We start from the raw sequence: 15,407 nt of genomic DNA, 5'->3' as shown, positions 1-15,407 counted from the left end.
CCATGCCCCGGGCCGATACTTTCGACTACAACTATTGGTCGGGAGCCTCCCCAGGACCCGGTACCGCGGAAGCCCGGTGGTCACGGCCGCCGGGCTCCCGTCGGTCCAGCACGAGTGCGGTGACGCGCGGGTCGGGCGACCTCCGGCGGCAGGGTCGCCGGAGCGCGGAGGGCTCCCAGGTTTGGCCGGTTGACCCGGCGGGGCAGGATGGCCAGGGTGCCGACCCCACCTCCCGCGGACGTCATAGAGCCGCACACCTGCACCGACGAGATCGAGACCCGCGCCGAGTTCGACCGGCGGCTGACCACCGGCAGCCTCGTCGGGCTGACCGTGCAGGGGCTACGGCTCGACCTCGATCCCGTCCCCGACCTCACCGCCGTCGAGGTGACCGGCACCCTCTTCGTGGGCTGCCGCTTCGCCTCCCGGGAGGTCGGCGCCGACCTGGTCCGGCGCGGCGCGAACGTGGTGCCGCCGTTCTCCGGGCTGCCCTACCCGACCCAGCCGTCCCACCTCTACACCCCGGAGGAGCTGGCCGCCGGGTTCGCCGAGGGCGGGTTCGCCGGGATGTACGACACCCGCGTCTACGAGCACTTCCGGGCGCACGGCGGGGCGCTGCCGGACGTCCGGGAGGCGCTCGGCCAGCGGCTGCACGACCACGGCGTGGACAACGCGCTGGCCGACGCCACCCGCGCCTGGCTGGCCACCCACGGGCCGCAGTCGGTGGTGGGCATCATGGGCGGGCACGCGGTGCCGCGCGGCAGCGCGCCGTACCGGATGGCGGCGGTGCTGGGCTGGGAACTGGCGCGGGCCGACCGGCTGGTGGTGACCGGCGGCGGCCCCGGCGTGATGGAGGCCGCCAACCTCGGCGCCCACCTCGCGCTGCGGCCGGTCGAGGACCTGGACGCCGCGATCGACCTGCTGGCCGGGGCACCGGACTTCACCGACCACGACCGCTACACGGCGGCGGCGCTGCGGGTCCGGGAGCTGTACGGCCGGCCGGTGGTGCCGCCCCGGCCCCGGGACGCCGACACCGGCAGCGTGTCCCGCGCCGACTCGGCCGCGCTGGCCGGCGGCGACGTGGACTGGGCGCGCGCCGGCGGGCTGGCCATCCCCACCTGGCTGTACGGGCACGAGCCGGCGAACCTGTTCGCCGGCCGGATCGCCAAGTACTTCTCCAACGCCATCCGCGAGGACACCATCCTGCGGCTGGCCCGGGGCGGGATCGTCTTCGCCCCCGGTCGGGCGGGCACGGTGCAGGAGGTGTTCCAGGCCGCCACGAAGACCTACTACGGCACCGACGGGGCCAGCGGCGCGTACGTCTTCCTGGACCGCGCGTACTGGACGGACGAGCTTCCGGTGGAATCGCTGCTGCGGCCGCTGCTGGGCGCCTCGCCGTTCGGCGACCTGTCGTCCTCCGTGCACCTCACCGACGACGTCCACGAGGCGGTCCGGGTGCTCACCGCCGGTTAGGAAGGGCACCTTCCTATCGCATTCCGATGTGCAAGGTGCCCTTCCCGACGACGACGACGGCCGGCCCCCGGGTGGGGAGCCGGCCGTCGGCGGTACAGGTCAGCGCGTCACTTGGCCAGCGTGGTGCCGGTCGAGCGCAGGTGCTCGCAGGCCTCCGCCACGCGAGCGGCCATGCCGGCCTCGGCGGCCTTGCCCCAGACCCGCGGGTCGTACTGCTTCTTGTTGCCGACCTCGCCGTCCACCTTGAGCACGCCGTCGTAGTTGCGGAACATGTGGTCCGCGACGGGCCGGGTGAAGGTGTACTGGGTGTCGGTGTCGATGTTCATCTTCACCACGCCGTAGTCCAGCGCCTCGCGGATCTCCGACAGCAGCGAGCCGGAGCCGCCGTGGAAGACCAGGCTGAGCGGCTTCTCCTTGCCGTACTTGGCGCCGACCGCCTCCTGGATCTGGTTGAGGATCTCGGGGCGGAGCTTGACGTTGCCCGGCTTGTAGACGCCGTGCACGTTGCCGAAGGTCAGCGCCGCCATGTAGCGGCCCTTCTCGCCCAGGCCGAGCGCCTCGACCATGGCCAGGCCGTCCTCGACGGTGGTGTAGAGCTTGTCGTTGATGGCGTTCTCGACGCCGTCCTCCTCGCCGCCGACCACGCCGACCTCGATCTCGAGGACGATCTTGGCCTCGGCGGCGCGGTCGAGCAGCTCGGCCGCGATCTGCAGGTTCTCCGCCACGGGCACGGCCGAGCCGTCCCACATGTGCGACTGGAACAGCGGCTCCTGGCCGGCGGCCACCCGCTCCTTGGAGATCTGCATGAGCGGCCGGACGAACTTGTCCAGCTTCTCCTGCGGGCAGTGGTCGGTGTGCAGGGCGATGTTGACCGGGTACTTCTTGGCCACCTCGTGCGCGTACGCGGCGAACGCCACCGCGCCGGTGACCATGTCCTTGACGGAGGGGCCGGAGAGGTATTCCGCACCACCGGTCGAGACCTGGATGATGCCGTCGCTCTCCGCGTCGGCGAAGCCCTTGAGCGCCGCGTTGAGGGTCTGCGAGGACGTCACGTTGATCGCGGGGTACGCGTACCGGCCGGCCTTGGCGCGGTCCAGCATCTCCGCGTAGGTCTCGGGGGAAGCGATGGGCATGTCGAACGCTCCTTACTTACCGCTCTCGGCCGTCACCGGCCGCTGTTGTCCCTGGGTGCGCCGGACCGCGCTGTCCACCGTCGGCAGTATCCCGTAGAAGACCGGTGCCGGCACAACCGACCCGGTACGCGCCCGGTCCCTGGCCACCGCCCCGCCGCCCCTCCCACCTGTCGGGCACCGGGAACGCCGATCAGCCAGGTCGCCACGGCCAGCACGACGGCACCCCGGGACGCGGCCGCGCGACGGCGGTGGCCGCCGACCGGATCAGGAAGCCCACCGTCCCATCCTGGCACCGGGGGCGACGGCCGGTGGGTCGATTCGGTCGACTCGGCTTCCGAGCGGCGGGCGGGCGCAACCCGTACGGTGTGTGGGGAACTGTCCGCTGAGATCCCGGGAGGGACTGATATGGGTCAGCCCGAAGAGGACTTCGCACCCAGCGACCACCTCAGCCCCGAGGAACGCGACATGGAGGCGGAGCCGGCCGACGCGATCGAGCAGGCCGCCGCGATCGACCCCGGCGACGCCGACACCGAGCCGCACCGTGGCCTGGAGGTCGACGACTGGGACGCGATGGAGCAGGCGCGGGTGGTCGCCGCCGACGAGGACGACTACCGCTGAGCCGTACGCGGGCCGGACCCCGCCGGAGGACCCGGTGCCGTCCGGTCCGCGCGTCAGCGGGTGCGGTTGACCCGTTCCGGATGCCGCGCCGCCCACTGCGCCAGCCGGTCCTCCCGCAGCGCCGCGAGGAACTCCGGCGCTTCCTCCCGGTCCGGTGTCAGCCGCCAGCCGGGGCCCTCCGGCGGCCCGACCGGGAGGCTGAGCCCGACCGGGTCGACGGACGCCAGGCCCGGAAGCACCCGCAGCAGGTCCACGAGAGGCGTGCCGCCGCCCACCACCAGCCCCGCGCCGGCGGCGTCGACGAGGGCGCGGAGCCTGACGGGGCTGGTCAGCACCCCCTGCTCACCTGCCCGACGGATCAGCCCGGCGGCGAAGAGCTGCGCGTGCCGGTCCCGGTCGAGCCCGCCCTCGGGCAGTTCCCGCCGCTGCCGCAGCAGGTCGACCGAGGCGGCGCCGTCGAGCCGCTGGCAACCGCTCGGGAAGACCCGCTTCGTGTGGGACGAGCGCACCTCGCGCGGCAGGCAGACCTCCACCCCGCGGACCTCGTCGGTGAGCCGCCGCAGCACCGGGTAGGTGAGCACCGCGCCGGCGTCGACGCGTACGCCGGTCAGGTCGGCGACCACCCGGCGGGTCAGCTCGTAGCCGCGACCGAGGTCGGGCCGGCCGTCCCCGGCGCCGTGCAGGAAGGCGCTGCTGAGCTTGTCGGTCCCGTGCCCGGGAATCGGCACCGCCAGGTCGCGGGGCAGCGAGACGAGGTACGGCCGGCTGCGGTCCGCCGGGATGTGCACCAGCAGGACCGAGTCCGCCATCCGGGCGGGGGCCTTCGCCGAGCCGTCCGCGCCGAGCAGCAGGATGTTCAGCGCGCCGGTCGGTGCCGGCCCGGTGGGCTCGGCGAGCAGCGTGGCGTCCTCGGCGACCCGGTCCGGCGTGAACTGCGGCACTCCGATCCCGAGTACGCCGAGCAGGGCCAGCGCGGCACCGCCGGCCCGGAGCCGCAGCCGGCGACGGCGGCGGGCAGCCGCGAGCCGGTCGATGGCGGACCGCAGCGGGCCGGCGGGCGGCGTCAGGGTCTCGTGCCGGGCGAAGGCGGCACGCAGGTCGTCCTCGATCACGATCGGGCCTCCACGTATTCGGCGCGCAGCGTGGCCAGGGCTCGGGAGATGGACGAGCGGACCGTCCCGACGGCGCAGCCGAGGATGTCGGCGATCTCCGCGTCGGGCAGGTCCTCGTAGTAGCGCAGCACCAGCGTGGCCCGCTGCCGACGCGGCAGTCGGGACAGCCAGGACCAGACCTGGTCCCGCTCCACGGCGTGCTGGGCGTGGTCGGCCGGCGCCGGCACCGCGTCGTCGGGCTCGGCGCGTAGCAGCACCCGGCGCATCCAGGAGCCCCGCCGCCAGTCGACGTACTGGTTGGTCAGCATCCGGCGGACGTAGCGCTCGGGCGAGTCGGCACGGGCTACCCGGCGCCAGTTGAGCTGGACCCGGACCATGGTGTCCTGCACCAGGTCCTGCGCCTGGTGCGGGTCGCCGGTCAGCATGACCGCGTACCGCAGCAGCGCGGCCAGCCGTGAGTCGGCGAACTCCTCGTACGTCACTGCACCTCCCGGACTCCTGTTCCTGTTGACGGATGCGGGCGGCCGGAACATTGCGGCGATCCTGGTCAGCCGTTCGGTCGATGTTTGCCCGCCGGAGGCCGACCGGGCAGCGGCGGATCTTAAGGAGTCCTTAAGATCCGCTGGCCACTCCTGGCATTCCCACGGGAGGAACCCCCCACATGCTCAAGCACTCCACTCGGCGCTGGCTGGCCGGGCTGGGCGTCGCAGGCGCGCTCGTCGCCGCCTCCGCCTCCCCCGCCGTCGCCGAGGACACCGACGTCGAGCTCGGCGTCTACTTCACCGACCTGACCGTCGCGGCGGGATCCGAGGGCAAGTACGAGTCGCCCCTCATGTTCGCCTCCGAGCCCGTCACCGTGTTCGGCCTGACGGCCCGGTTCGACTACCGCGACTTCGCGGACAAGGTGCAGATCAAGTCGGAGTTCGAGTCCGAGTGCACGTCGCCGGAGACGGGCGTCCTGGTGTGCACGGATCCCTTCGAGCACGACCTGTACGACTGGGCCTCCGGCTACTTCAACGTGGCCGTCGTGCCCACGGCGGAGGCGAAGGACGGTGACGCCGGCAAGGTCAAGGTCACGGTGAGCGCCGACGGCCTGGCGCCGACGAGCCACACGTCGCAGATCCGGATCGGTGAGGGCGTCGACCTGGCCGGCGGCACGGAGACGGAGGTCTCGGCGGCGCCGGGCAGCCGGTTCACCGCGCCGATCGTGCTCGGCAACGCCGGTCAGACCACCGCGAAGGGCGCGGTCGCCGTCTTCGACAACGACCACGCCATCCGTGCCGACAAGCGGCACAGCAACTGCACCTACGAGGGCGACTACCTCCGCACCTGCCGCTTCTCGGCCGACGTGGCCCCTGGGGCCGTCCACTCGGGTTCGCTGGCGTACCAGCTGGGCGCGGACACCTACGCCCCCGGCAGGGACTACGGCTACTACAACTGGATGACCGTCGCCGAGTTCGAGGACTTCAGCAAGTACCTCACCGACAACGGCTACTCGGTCGGTGAGCCCGGCGACGGTGCGGCCCTGAGCCTCTCGGCCCCGAACGTCCGGGCCCGCTCGTCCCAGGTCGACATCAACCCGGAGAACAACTGGTCGAGCCTGGAGGTCACCGCCACCGGCACGAACGGCACCGACGTCGGCGCCATCGGCGACTCGGTGAAGGGGAACGCCGGCGTGCAGGTCACCGCGACCGTCGGGTTCCGCAACAACGGCCCCGCCACCCTCGACTACATGCGCGGCGGGTCCTCCGTGACCTACATGGAGGTCGCGGTTCCCGAGGGCACCACCGTGGTCGACGCGCCCGGGGACTGCATGCCCGTGAAGGGCGAGGACCGGGGCGAGCCGGGCGAGCCGGGCGGACGCACCTACTTCTGCTACGCCCAGCCGTTCCTCAAGGCCGGCGACGAGCAGACCTTCGAGTTCGGGCTCCGGATCGACAAGGTCGTCGCCAACGCGACCGGCACCGTCGACATCAACATCCCGTGCCAGTGCGACGGCGGCTTCTCCAAGGACCTGAAGCCGGCCAACGACACCGCCAAGCTCCTGGTGAACGCGTCCGGCGACGGCGGCGGCAGCGGAGGCGGTGACGGTGACGGTGACGGCGGCACCCTGCCGATCACCGGTGAGTCCACCGGCCTGATCGCCGGCATCGGCGGGCTGCTGCTCGTCGCCGGCGTCGGCGGCTACGTGGTGACCAAGCGCCGCAAGACCCGCTTCGTCGCCTGACCCACCCGCGCCCCCGGTGCCCCGCCGCCCCCTGGCCGGCGGGGCACCACCATTTCCACCCACCCCACCCCACCCCCAGCCACCCACCCCGACGCCACACCCCCAGACACCCACCCCCGACGGCACGCGCCCCCGCCCACAGACACCCCAACCGACGACAGGCGCCCCCGCCCGGGCGGCCGGACGAACCGGAACCACGACGGGTTTCCGGGGGAGCCCCGCCCGCGCAGGGATCAAGCCTGACCGCCCGGAGCGGGCGGGGCTCCCCCGGAAACCCCACCAGCGGACCCCCCGGAACCCACCAACCGACGAGCAACCAAAAACGGGACGACGCAAGATCGACGAGCCTGACACCATTGGGCGCGTGCTGCTCACCCTGACCACCACGCACCGCCCAGCCACCGACCTCGGACACCTGCTGATCAAGCACCCCGACCGCGCGCACGCCTTCGACGTGCCGGTCGGCACCGCGCACGTGTTCTATCCGGAGGCGGACGAGCAGCGTTGCACCGCAGCCCTGCTGCTCGACGTCGACCCGCTGCGGCTGGCCGGCGCGCGGGGCCGCGGCCGGCAGCAGGCGCCCACCCCGGACAGCTTCACCCTCGGGCGGTACGTCAACGACCGGCCCTACGCGGCGTCCAGCCTGCTCTCCTCCGCGCTGTCCAAGGTGTACCGCTCCGCCCTGCGCGGCGAGTCCCGCGAGCGCCCCGAGCTGGCCCGTACGCCGATCCCGCTGGAGGTGCGGGTGCCGGTGCTGCGCTGCCGGGGTGGCGCGGACGTGGCGGTCCGGATGTTCGGCCCGCTCGGCTGGGCGGTGACCGCCGCCCCGATCCCGCTCGACGAGCGGCACCCGGAGTGGGGCGACAGCCGGTACGTCGACCTGACGCTGACCGGCACGCTGCGCGTCGCCGACGCGCTCAACCACCTCTACGTCCTGCTGCCGGTGCTGGACGACGCCAAGCACTACTGGGTCGCCCCGGACGAGGTCGACAAGCTGCTGCGGGCCGGCGAGGGCTGGCTGGCCGACCACCCGGAGCGCGACATGATCAGCCGCCGCTACCTGGCGCACCGGCGGGCGCTGGCCGGGCTGGCCCTGGCCCGTCTGGCCGAGCGACGCCCGACCGACGAGCCGGCCGTCGACGAGGCGACCGGGGACGGCACGACCGCGGACGGGGCGACCGGGGAGGGCGGGCAGGTCTCGGCCCGCCGGGCGTCACTGGCCGCGCGCCGGCGGGAGGCCGTGCTCGGCGCGCTGGCCGGCGCGGGTGCGAGCCGGGTGCTGGATCTCGGCTGCGGCGGCGGTGCCCTGCTCGCCGCGCTGGTCGGCGACCGCCGGTTCACCGAGATCGTGGGCACCGACGTGTCCACGCACGCGCTGGCCCTGGCCGCCCGGCGGCTGCGGCTGGACCGGCTGCCCGAGCGGCAGCGGGACCGCATCCGGCTCTGGCAGTCCGCGCTGACCTACCGGGACGACCGGCTGCGCGGGTACGACGCGGCGGTGCTGATGGAGGTGATCGAGCACGTGGACCCGCCCCGGCTGCCGGCGCTGGAGGACGCCGTGCTCGGTCACGCCAACCCGGCGACGGTCGTGGTGACCACGCCGAACGCCGAGTACAACGTCCGCTACGAGGGGCTGCCCGCCGGGCGGTTCCGGCACGCCGACCACCGCTTCGAGTGGACCCGCGCGGAGTTCGCCGCCTGGGTCGACCGGGTGTCCACCACGTACGGCTACACCGCCGAGATCAGCGGGGTCGGCGACGACGATCCCGAGGTCGGCGCCCCCACCCAGCTCGTCGTGCTGACCCGGAAGGAGAACCCGTGACCACCCTCGACATCCCCGAGCTGGCCCTGGTCGCACTCGTCGGCGTCTCCGGCTCCGGCAAGTCCACCTTCGCGCGCCGGCACTTCGCGCCCAGCCAGGTGCTCTCCTCGGACACGTTCCGGGCGATGGTCGCCGACGACGAGAACGACCAGTCCGCCTCCGCCGACGCCTTCGACGCGCTGCACCACGTCGCCGCCACGCGACTGCGCCGGGGCCGGCTCACGGTGGTCGACGCGACAAACCTCCAGCCGCACGCCCGGGCGGGCCTGGTGCGGGTGGCCCGCGAGCACGACGTGCTGCCGGTGGCTGTCGTGCTGGACGTGCCCGAGGCGCTGGCGTGGGAACGCACCGAGGGCCGCGCCGACCGCACCTTCAACCGGCACGTACTCGCCCGGATGCAGCGCGACCTGCGCCGCTCGTACAAGCTGTTGGCCCGGGAGGGCTTCCGCAAGGTGCACGTGCTGCGCGGCGTCGAGGAGATCGACGCCGCCGAGATCCGCTACGAGAAGCTGTTCAACGACCGGCGCGAGCTGACCGGGCCGTTCGACATCGTCGGGGACGTGCACGGCTGCCGCGCCGAGCTGGAGACGCTGCTCGTCCGGCTCGGCTGGGAGCTGCGCCGCGACGAGCGGGGCCGGCCGGTGGACGCGACGCACCCGTCGGGGCGTACCGCCGTCTTCGTCGGTGACCTGGTGGACCGCGGTCCGGACTCGCCCGGCGTGCTCCGCCTGGTGATGGGCATGGTCGCCGCCGGGCACGCGATCTGCGTGCCCGGCAACCACGAGCAGAAGCTGCTGCGCCGGCTGCGCGGCCGCGAGGTGCGGCTCACCCACGGGCTGGCCGAGACGATGGACCAGCTGGCGGCGGAGCCGGACGCCTTCGTGGCCGAGGTGGCGGGCTTCATCGACGGCCTGACCAGCCACTTCGTGCTCGACGACGGTCGGCTGGTGGTCGCGCACGCCGGGCTGAAGGAGGCGTACCAGGGCCGCGCCTCGGGCCGGGTGCGCTCCTTCGCGCTGTACGGCGAGACCACGGGCGAGACCGACGAGTACGGGATGCCGGTGCGCTACCCGTGGGCGCGGGAGTACCGGGGTTCGGCGATGGTGGTCTACGGGCACACGCCGGCCGCCGTGCCGGAGTGGGTGAACAACACCATCTGCGTCGACACCGGCTGCGTCTTCGGCGGCCGGCTCACCGCGCTGCGCTACCCGGAGAAGGAGCTGGTCTCGGTGCCGGCGGAGCGGGAGTGGTACGCCCCGGTCCGCCCGCTGGCCGCCGCGCCGGCCCGACCCGACCAGGTGCTGGAGCTGACCGACGTGACCGGCCGGCGGCACGTCGAGCACCCGTACGGGTCGCTGACCGTGCCGGCGGAGAACGCGGCCGCCGCGCTGGAGGTGATGAGCCGCTTCGCGGTCGACCCGCGCTGGCTGGCCTGGCTGCCGCCGACGATGGCGCCCTGCTCGACGGCGACGGCGGGCGGCTTCCTGGAGCACCCGGCGCAGGCGTTCGCCGACTACCGTGCGGCGGGCGTGGACCGGGTGGTCTGCGAGGAGAAGCACATGGGCTCGCGGGCCGTGGTGCTGGTCTGCCGGGAGCCCGACGGCGGGCCCTTCGGCCCGGGCGGCGGGGTGGTGCACACCCGCACCGGCCGCCCGTTCTTCGGCGCGCCGCTCGACACCGAGCCGCTCGACCGGGTGCGCGCGGCGGTCGGTGGGGCGGGGCTCTGGGACGAGCTGGGCACCGACTGGCTGCTGCTCGACTGCGAGCTGCTGCCCTGGTCGGCGAAGGCGGGCGGCCTGATCCGCGAGCAGTACGCCGGGGTCGGCGCCGCCGGCCGGGCCGCCCTGCCGGCGGCGCTGGCCGCGCTGGAGGCGGCGGCCGGGCGGGGGCTGCCCGTGGCGGAGCTGCGTGACCGGATGGCCCGTCGCCGCGACGAGATCCTGGCCTACTCGGACGCCTACCGGGCGTACGTGGGGCCGACCGACGGGCTGCGCGGGGTGACCCTGGCCCCGTTCGCGGTGCTGGCCGGCGCGAAGGCCAGCTACGCAGACCGGGACCACGGCTGGCACCTCGGGCTGGCCGACCGGCTCTGCGCCGCCGACCCGGAGTTCTTCACACCGACGCGCCGCCAGGTCGTCGACCTGGCCGATCCGGCCGCCGAGGCGGCGGCCACCGAGTGGTGGCTGGCACTGACGGCGGCCGGCGGCGAGGGCATGGTGGTGAAGCCGTACGCCGGCCCGGCCGCCCGCACCGAGCGGGGCTCGCTGCTCCAGCCGGGCATCAAGTGCCGGGGCCGGGAGTACCTGCGGATCATCTACGGCCCGGGCTACGACGAGCCGGAGCAGTTGGCCGCGCTGCGCCGCCGGTCGCTGGGGCGCAAGCGGGGGCTGGCGCTGCGCGAGCACGGGCTGGGGCTGGCGGCGCTCGACGCGCTGGTCGCCGGTGCTCCGCTGTGGCGCCGGCACGAGCTGGTGTTCGCGATCCTGGCCTGCGAGTCCGAGCCGGTCGACCCCCGGCTGTGACGACGCACGACGGGTGACGGCGGTCGACGGCGGCCGTCACCCGTACCGCCGGGCGCCGGCTGTCGGTCGCCGCGGGTATGGTCGCCGGCCATGACGTACGAGGCGTTCTACGAGCCGGCCGGCGGTGGTCGGTTCGGGTCGACGCCGGCGACCGCCGGCCCGTGGGATCCGGCCGCCCAGCACGCCGGCCCGCCGTCGGCCCTGCTCGCCCGGGCGCTCGCCGGTCACGAACCGGTCGACGGCCAACTCCTCACCCGCGTGTCGGTGGACATCCTGCGCCCGGTGCCGGTGGCGGAGCTGACGCTGCGGGTCCGTACGGTCCGGGCCGGCCGCCGGATCACGCTGGTGGAGGGGATCGCGGAGGCCGGCGGGCAGGAGGTGCTGCACGCCCGGGGCTGGCGCGTCCTGGCCCCGGCCGAGCCGACGCCCGCGACGGTCGACGACGGGCCGCCGGTGCCGGGGCCGGACGCGGGCACCGAGCCGGAGCACTGGGCCGCCGCGCACTCCGCCGGCTACCTGTCGGCCATGCAGTGGCGCTTCGTCTCCGGCGCGTTCGTCGAGCCGGGCCCGGCCCGGGTGTGGGCGCGGCCCCGGATCCCCCTGCTGCCCGGCGAGCCCGTCGGCCCCGCGGAGCTGGCGCTGCTGGTGGCGGACTCGGGCAGCGGGGTGAGTGCCCGCCTGGACCTGGCCCGGTGGCTGTTCGTGAACGTCGACCTGACGGTGACCCTGCACCGGCCGCCGCGCGGCGAGTGGCTCCTGCTCGACTCGGCCACCACGATCGGGCCGCACGGTTCGGGCGTGGCGGCGAGCCGGCTGGCCGACGCCGACGGCACCGTGGGTGGCGCCGTGCAGACGCTCGTCGTCGCACCCCGCTGAGGCGGCGCGGCGGGCGGGGGGGGGCCGGTGCGGGATGTGCCTGCCCGGCCGGGGTGGCACCGCCTCGCGCGCTGTGACGTCGAGCACCGGGCAGGCCGGCAGCCACCTAGACTACGGACGTTCCGTCACCGACCGGCATACATCGGAGGTCGCCTCGTGCCGACGCCCACCACCACCCTGGCCCTGGGGCCGAGCTGGCTCGATCCAGAGGTGTTGATCTCGACGTTCGGGCTGATCGGCATCCTGGTGATCGTCTTCGCCGAGTCCGGCCTGCTGATCGGGTTCTTCCTGCCGGGCGACTCGCTGCTGTTCACCGCGGGGCTGCTCACCGCGGACGGGAAGTACATCACCTACCCGCTGTGGCTGGTCTGCCTGCTCATCACCATCGCGGCGATCGCCGGCGACCAGGTCGGATACGCGTTCGGCCGCAAGGTCGGCCCGGCGCTGTTCCGCCGGCCGAACTCGAAGCTGTTCAAGCAGGAGAACGTGCTGAAGGCGCACGAGTTCTTCGAGAAGTACGGCGCGCGCTCCATCGTGTTGGCCCGCTTCGTGCCGATCGTGCGGACGTTCACGCCGATCGTGGCCGGGGTCAGCCGGATGAACTACCGCACGTTCGTGATCTACAACGTGATCGGCGGCGTGCTCTGGGGCACGGGCGTGACCGTGCTCGGCTACTTCCTCGGCCAGATCCCGTTCGTCAAGGCGAACATCGAGATGATCCTGATCGCCATCGTGTTGATCTCGGTGGTCCCGATCGCCGTCGAGCTGCTGCGGGCGCGGATGGCCGCCAGGCGTGGCACCACCGCGCAGGAACGCGCCGCCGCCGAGGAGGCGATCCGGGAGACCCGCGAGCACTACGGCAAGCACTGACCGACCGGCCGTCCGGTGCCGCCCCCGGTGGGGGATGGCACCGGACGAACGGTGAAGGTCAGCGCGCCTTCTTGGTGGCGCGCTTGCGCGGCGGGGTCAGCAGATCGGCGATCGTGGCGATCGCCGTCGGCACCAGCCGGTAGTACGCCCAGACACCGCGCTTCTCCCGCTCCAGCAAGCCGGCCTCGGTGAGGATACGCAGGTGGTGACTGACCGTCGGCTGCGAGAGGCCGAGGGGTGCGGTCAGGTCGCACACGCACGCCTCGCCCTCGGGCGCCGACTGGATCAGGCTGAGCAGCCGAAGTCGAGCAGGGTCGGCGAGGGCCTTGAGGACCCCCGCCAGACGCTCGGCATCGGCACGTTCGATCGGCTCGCCGGCAAGCGGCGAGATCTGAGGCATAGTCATTTCGGCCAACGCAGTTCCCACGTATTCCATCCTTCCACCAGCAGCATCGATCCGCCTGCATATCGGCGGATCCGAATCGGCAGACTTTTACGCCACAAGGCCGAGGTCAGCCAACGTATAGGCCGCTCGATACGGCAATCCGGCGGCTCGCACCGCGTCGCCGGCGCCTCGATCAACAATAACCGCCACACCCACGATCTCGGCCCCGACCTCGCGAAGGGCCTCGACCGCCGTCAACACACTTCCCCCGGTGGTGGAAGTGTCCTCCACCGCCAACACCCGCCGGCCGGCCACGTCCGGCCCTTCGATCCGACGCTGGAGACCGTGCGTCTTACCCGCCTTGCGGACCACGAACGCGTCCACCGGACGGTCGGTCCCGGACGCGGCGTGCACCATCGACAGCGCCACCGGGTCGGCGCCAAGGGTCAGCCCGCCCACCGCGTCGTACTCCCAGTCGGCCGTCAGGTCACGCATCACGCGCCCCACCAACGGAGCGGCCTGGTGATGGAGCGTGACGCGACGTAGATCGACGTACCAGTCGGCCTCGCGGCCTGAGGAGAGCACCACCCGGCCGTGGACCACCGCCAGGTCAGTGATGAATTTACGCAGGTCGTCGTGGTCCCCCATGCCGATAGAGGGTACTGCTCAAGTCTGGGAGTCGTGTGCGGGGTCCACCGGGATCAGCCTTGGGGACGACCGGCGGGTGGCGATGGCCGGCTACGCTGAGCGACCGTTCAGCCGGACATATCGGACTATCGACGGAGGCCGACGGGGTGCGTCGCCCCCGACCCGCCGCTCAGCCGCCGTCGCGGCCGATCCGGCCCCGGGTGTCCCGGGACACCGCCTCCAGCAGCCGCCGGGGCGCGTGCCGCAGCCCCACCACGGCGAGCTTGTACTTCCATGCGGGAACGCTGACCAGCTTGCCTTTCCGCAGGTCACGCAGGGCTTCGTCGACCACGTCGTCGGCCCGCAGCCACATCCACTCCGGCGTCTTGGACATGTTGATGCCGGCGCGCTCGTGGAACTCCGTACGCGTGTAGCCGGGGCAGAGCGCCATCACGCGCACGCCGAAGGGCCGGGCGGACTGGCCGACGGACTCGCTGAAGTTGGTGACCCACGCCTTGCTGGCGGAGTATGTCGACCCCGGCATGACCACGCCGAACCCCGCCACCGAAGAGACATTTATCACTGCCCCACGCCGCCGCTCGGTCATCGGACGCAGGGCCGCGAGGGTCAGCCGCATCACGGCGTGCACGTTGAGCCGCAGCAGCCGCGCCTCGTCCTCGGCGGACGAGCGCAGGAACGGGGTGTTCAGGCTGATCCCGGCGTTGTTGACAAGCAACTCGATCGGCGGGCCCTCGACCAGCCGCCGCTCCACCGTCGCGCAACCGTCGTCGGTGGACAGGTCTGCCGGGATCGTCTCGACCTCCCGGCCGTGCCGCCCGGTCAGCTCGGCGGCCGTCGCCGCCAGCCGGTCCGCGTCCCGGGCCACCAGCACCAGGTGCCAACCGTCGGCGGCCAGCCGGCGGGCGAAGGCGGCACCGATGCCCGCGGTCGCTCCGGTGATCAGGGCCCGCCGGTCGCTGGCCGACTGGTCGAGCGTCACGGGCGGTCCTCACTCGGCGGGTACGGGGGCGCGGGCGGCGCCCCGGGCGGCTGGTGCGGGGGCTGGACGGGTGGCGGCGCGGGCGACGCCGGAGGGTGGTGCGGGGCGGACGGCGCGGGCCGCGGACGGAACCAGGCGCCCGCCGCCGGCAGTGCCAGCAGCACGGCTACCACAAGGTAACCGAGCACCTGGCCGACGGAAAGCCCTGCGCCCAGCGGAATCCACCAGGACGGGTAGGCGTCGGCGAGGAGGCCGAGGAGTTCCGCCGTCGGCCGCTCGTCCTCGCCCGACCCGAGCGGAGTGGCGCGCTGCCCGACCAGCAGCGCGAGCCCGCAGCACCCGGCGATCAGCCCCAGCCCCGAGACCACCCAGGTCGCGGTGCGGGCGCCGTCTCGGCCGGCCCGCAGGCCGAGGGCGAGACCGGCGAGGAGCAGCCCCGCGAGCAGGCTGACCACCGCCGTCAGCACGGTGGACACGCCCAGCAGGGTGACCGTCCCGTCGATCTGGTCCGGGAGTGCCGAGGTGCCCGCCGCGGCGACGCGGAACCGGTCGACGGTGCCGCCCCGGGTCGCCACACCGGCAACGGCGTACGCGAGGGCGGCGACCGCCATCAGCGCCAGCAGCGCCACGGCCGCCGTGACGACGGCCGGGCGGCGGGCCGGTGCCCGATCGGGGTGCGACACGACGAGTCCCTCCGGTAGGCGTCGGGTTGCAACCTACTCGGAGGGACCGTCGGCGTCGCTGT

Annotated in this window: 14 protein-coding genes; 7 read left to right on the top strand and 7 right to left on the bottom strand. The window is 73.6% G+C overall.

Features of this window, described 5'->3' with window-relative positions; all coding sequences use genetic code 11:
* Positions 1–216: 216 nt before the first annotated feature.
* Complete coding sequence (locus tag AC0OO9_RS15460) at positions 217–1,470, top strand: LOG family protein (protein WP_421456739.1); 1,254 nt, start codon at positions 217–219, stop codon at positions 1,468–1,470.
* 107 nt (positions 1,471–1,577) lie between these two features.
* On the opposite strand, the gene fbaA is transcribed toward AC0OO9_RS15460, so the two are convergent.
* Positions 1,578–2,603, bottom strand: coding sequence for a class II fructose-bisphosphate aldolase (gene fbaA / locus AC0OO9_RS15455; RefSeq protein ID WP_132235200.1), 1,026 nt, complete (start codon positions 2,601–2,603; stop codon positions 1,578–1,580).
* A gap of 405 nt (positions 2,604–3,008) precedes the next feature.
* Between fbaA and AC0OO9_RS15450 the strand changes: the two genes are divergently transcribed.
* Positions 3,009–3,221 (top strand): hypothetical protein, encoded by a 213-nt coding sequence (locus AC0OO9_RS15450; RefSeq protein ID WP_311414846.1) that lies wholly within the window; start codon positions 3,009–3,011, stop codon positions 3,219–3,221.
* A 53-nt stretch (positions 3,222–3,274) separates the two neighbouring features.
* On the opposite strand, the gene AC0OO9_RS15445 is transcribed toward AC0OO9_RS15450, so the two are convergent.
* Together AC0OO9_RS15445 and AC0OO9_RS15440 are read right to left on the bottom strand one after the other, a co-directional pair.
* The gene (locus AC0OO9_RS15445; protein WP_484517768.1) at positions 3,275–4,333 is read right to left on the bottom strand and encodes an LCP family protein; all 1,059 of its coding nucleotides are present in this window, start codon (positions 4,331–4,333) and stop codon (positions 3,275–3,277) included.
* Positions 4,330–4,815: a SigE family RNA polymerase sigma factor gene (locus tag AC0OO9_RS15440; protein ID WP_484517767.1), complete on the bottom strand. Its 486-nt coding sequence runs from the start codon at positions 4,813–4,815 to the stop codon at positions 4,330–4,332. The genes AC0OO9_RS15445 and AC0OO9_RS15440 overlap by 4 nt, the downstream gene beginning before the upstream one ends.
* A gap of 179 nt (positions 4,816–4,994) precedes the next feature.
* Between AC0OO9_RS15440 and AC0OO9_RS15435 the strand changes: the two genes are divergently transcribed.
* The 5 genes from AC0OO9_RS15435 (at position 4,995) to AC0OO9_RS15415 (ending at position 12,650) form a co-directional block, all read left to right on the top strand.
* Positions 4,995–6,560, top strand: coding sequence for an LPXTG cell wall anchor domain-containing protein (locus AC0OO9_RS15435; RefSeq protein ID WP_484517766.1), 1,566 nt, complete (start codon positions 4,995–4,997; stop codon positions 6,558–6,560).
* 364 nt (positions 6,561–6,924) lie between these two features.
* Entirely contained in the window at positions 6,925–8,382 is a 1,458-nt protein-coding gene (locus AC0OO9_RS15430; RefSeq protein ID WP_484517765.1) for a 3' terminal RNA ribose 2'-O-methyltransferase Hen1, read from the top strand.
* Positions 8,379–10,904, top strand: coding sequence for a polynucleotide kinase-phosphatase (locus tag AC0OO9_RS15425; protein WP_484517764.1), 2,526 nt, complete (start codon positions 8,379–8,381; stop codon positions 10,902–10,904). Before AC0OO9_RS15430 ends, AC0OO9_RS15425 begins: the two co-directional genes overlap by 4 nt.
* A gap of 90 nt (positions 10,905–10,994) precedes the next feature.
* Positions 10,995–11,780, top strand: a complete 786-nt coding sequence (locus AC0OO9_RS15420; protein ID WP_484517763.1) for a thioesterase family protein — start codon at positions 10,995–10,997, stop codon at positions 11,778–11,780.
* Between the two features lie 156 nt (positions 11,781–11,936).
* Positions 11,937–12,650 (top strand): DedA family protein, encoded by a 714-nt coding sequence (locus tag AC0OO9_RS15415; protein WP_484517762.1) that lies wholly within the window; start codon positions 11,937–11,939, stop codon positions 12,648–12,650.
* Positions 12,651–12,708: 58 nt separating this feature from the next.
* Here the strand turns inward: AC0OO9_RS15415 and AC0OO9_RS15410 are convergent, their stop codons facing one another.
* From AC0OO9_RS15410 to AC0OO9_RS15395, 4 genes are all read right to left on the bottom strand, one after another.
* Complete coding sequence (locus AC0OO9_RS15410) at positions 12,709–13,086, bottom strand: ArsR/SmtB family transcription factor (RefSeq protein ID WP_007073957.1); 378 nt, start codon at positions 13,084–13,086, stop codon at positions 12,709–12,711.
* 57 nt (positions 13,087–13,143) lie between these two features.
* A complete protein-coding gene (locus AC0OO9_RS15405) occupies positions 13,144–13,683 on the bottom strand; it encodes an orotate phosphoribosyltransferase (RefSeq protein WP_121397268.1) in 540 nt (179 codons plus the stop codon).
* 169 nt (positions 13,684–13,852) lie between these two features.
* Positions 13,853–14,662: an SDR family NAD(P)-dependent oxidoreductase gene (locus AC0OO9_RS15400; RefSeq protein ID WP_484517761.1), complete on the bottom strand. Its 810-nt coding sequence runs from the start codon at positions 14,660–14,662 to the stop codon at positions 13,853–13,855.
* Positions 14,659–15,345, bottom strand: a complete 687-nt coding sequence (locus AC0OO9_RS15395) for a hypothetical protein (protein ID WP_484517760.1) — start codon at positions 15,343–15,345, stop codon at positions 14,659–14,661. The genes AC0OO9_RS15400 and AC0OO9_RS15395 overlap by 4 nt, the downstream gene beginning before the upstream one ends.
* Between the last annotated feature and the right edge of the window lie 62 nt (positions 15,346–15,407).

The sequence above is a fragment of the Micromonospora sp. USAFONa4 genome (assembly GCF_057197825.1).
Note: the sequence above shows the minus strand (reverse complement) of the source record. Positions and strands in the feature narration are given on the sequence as shown.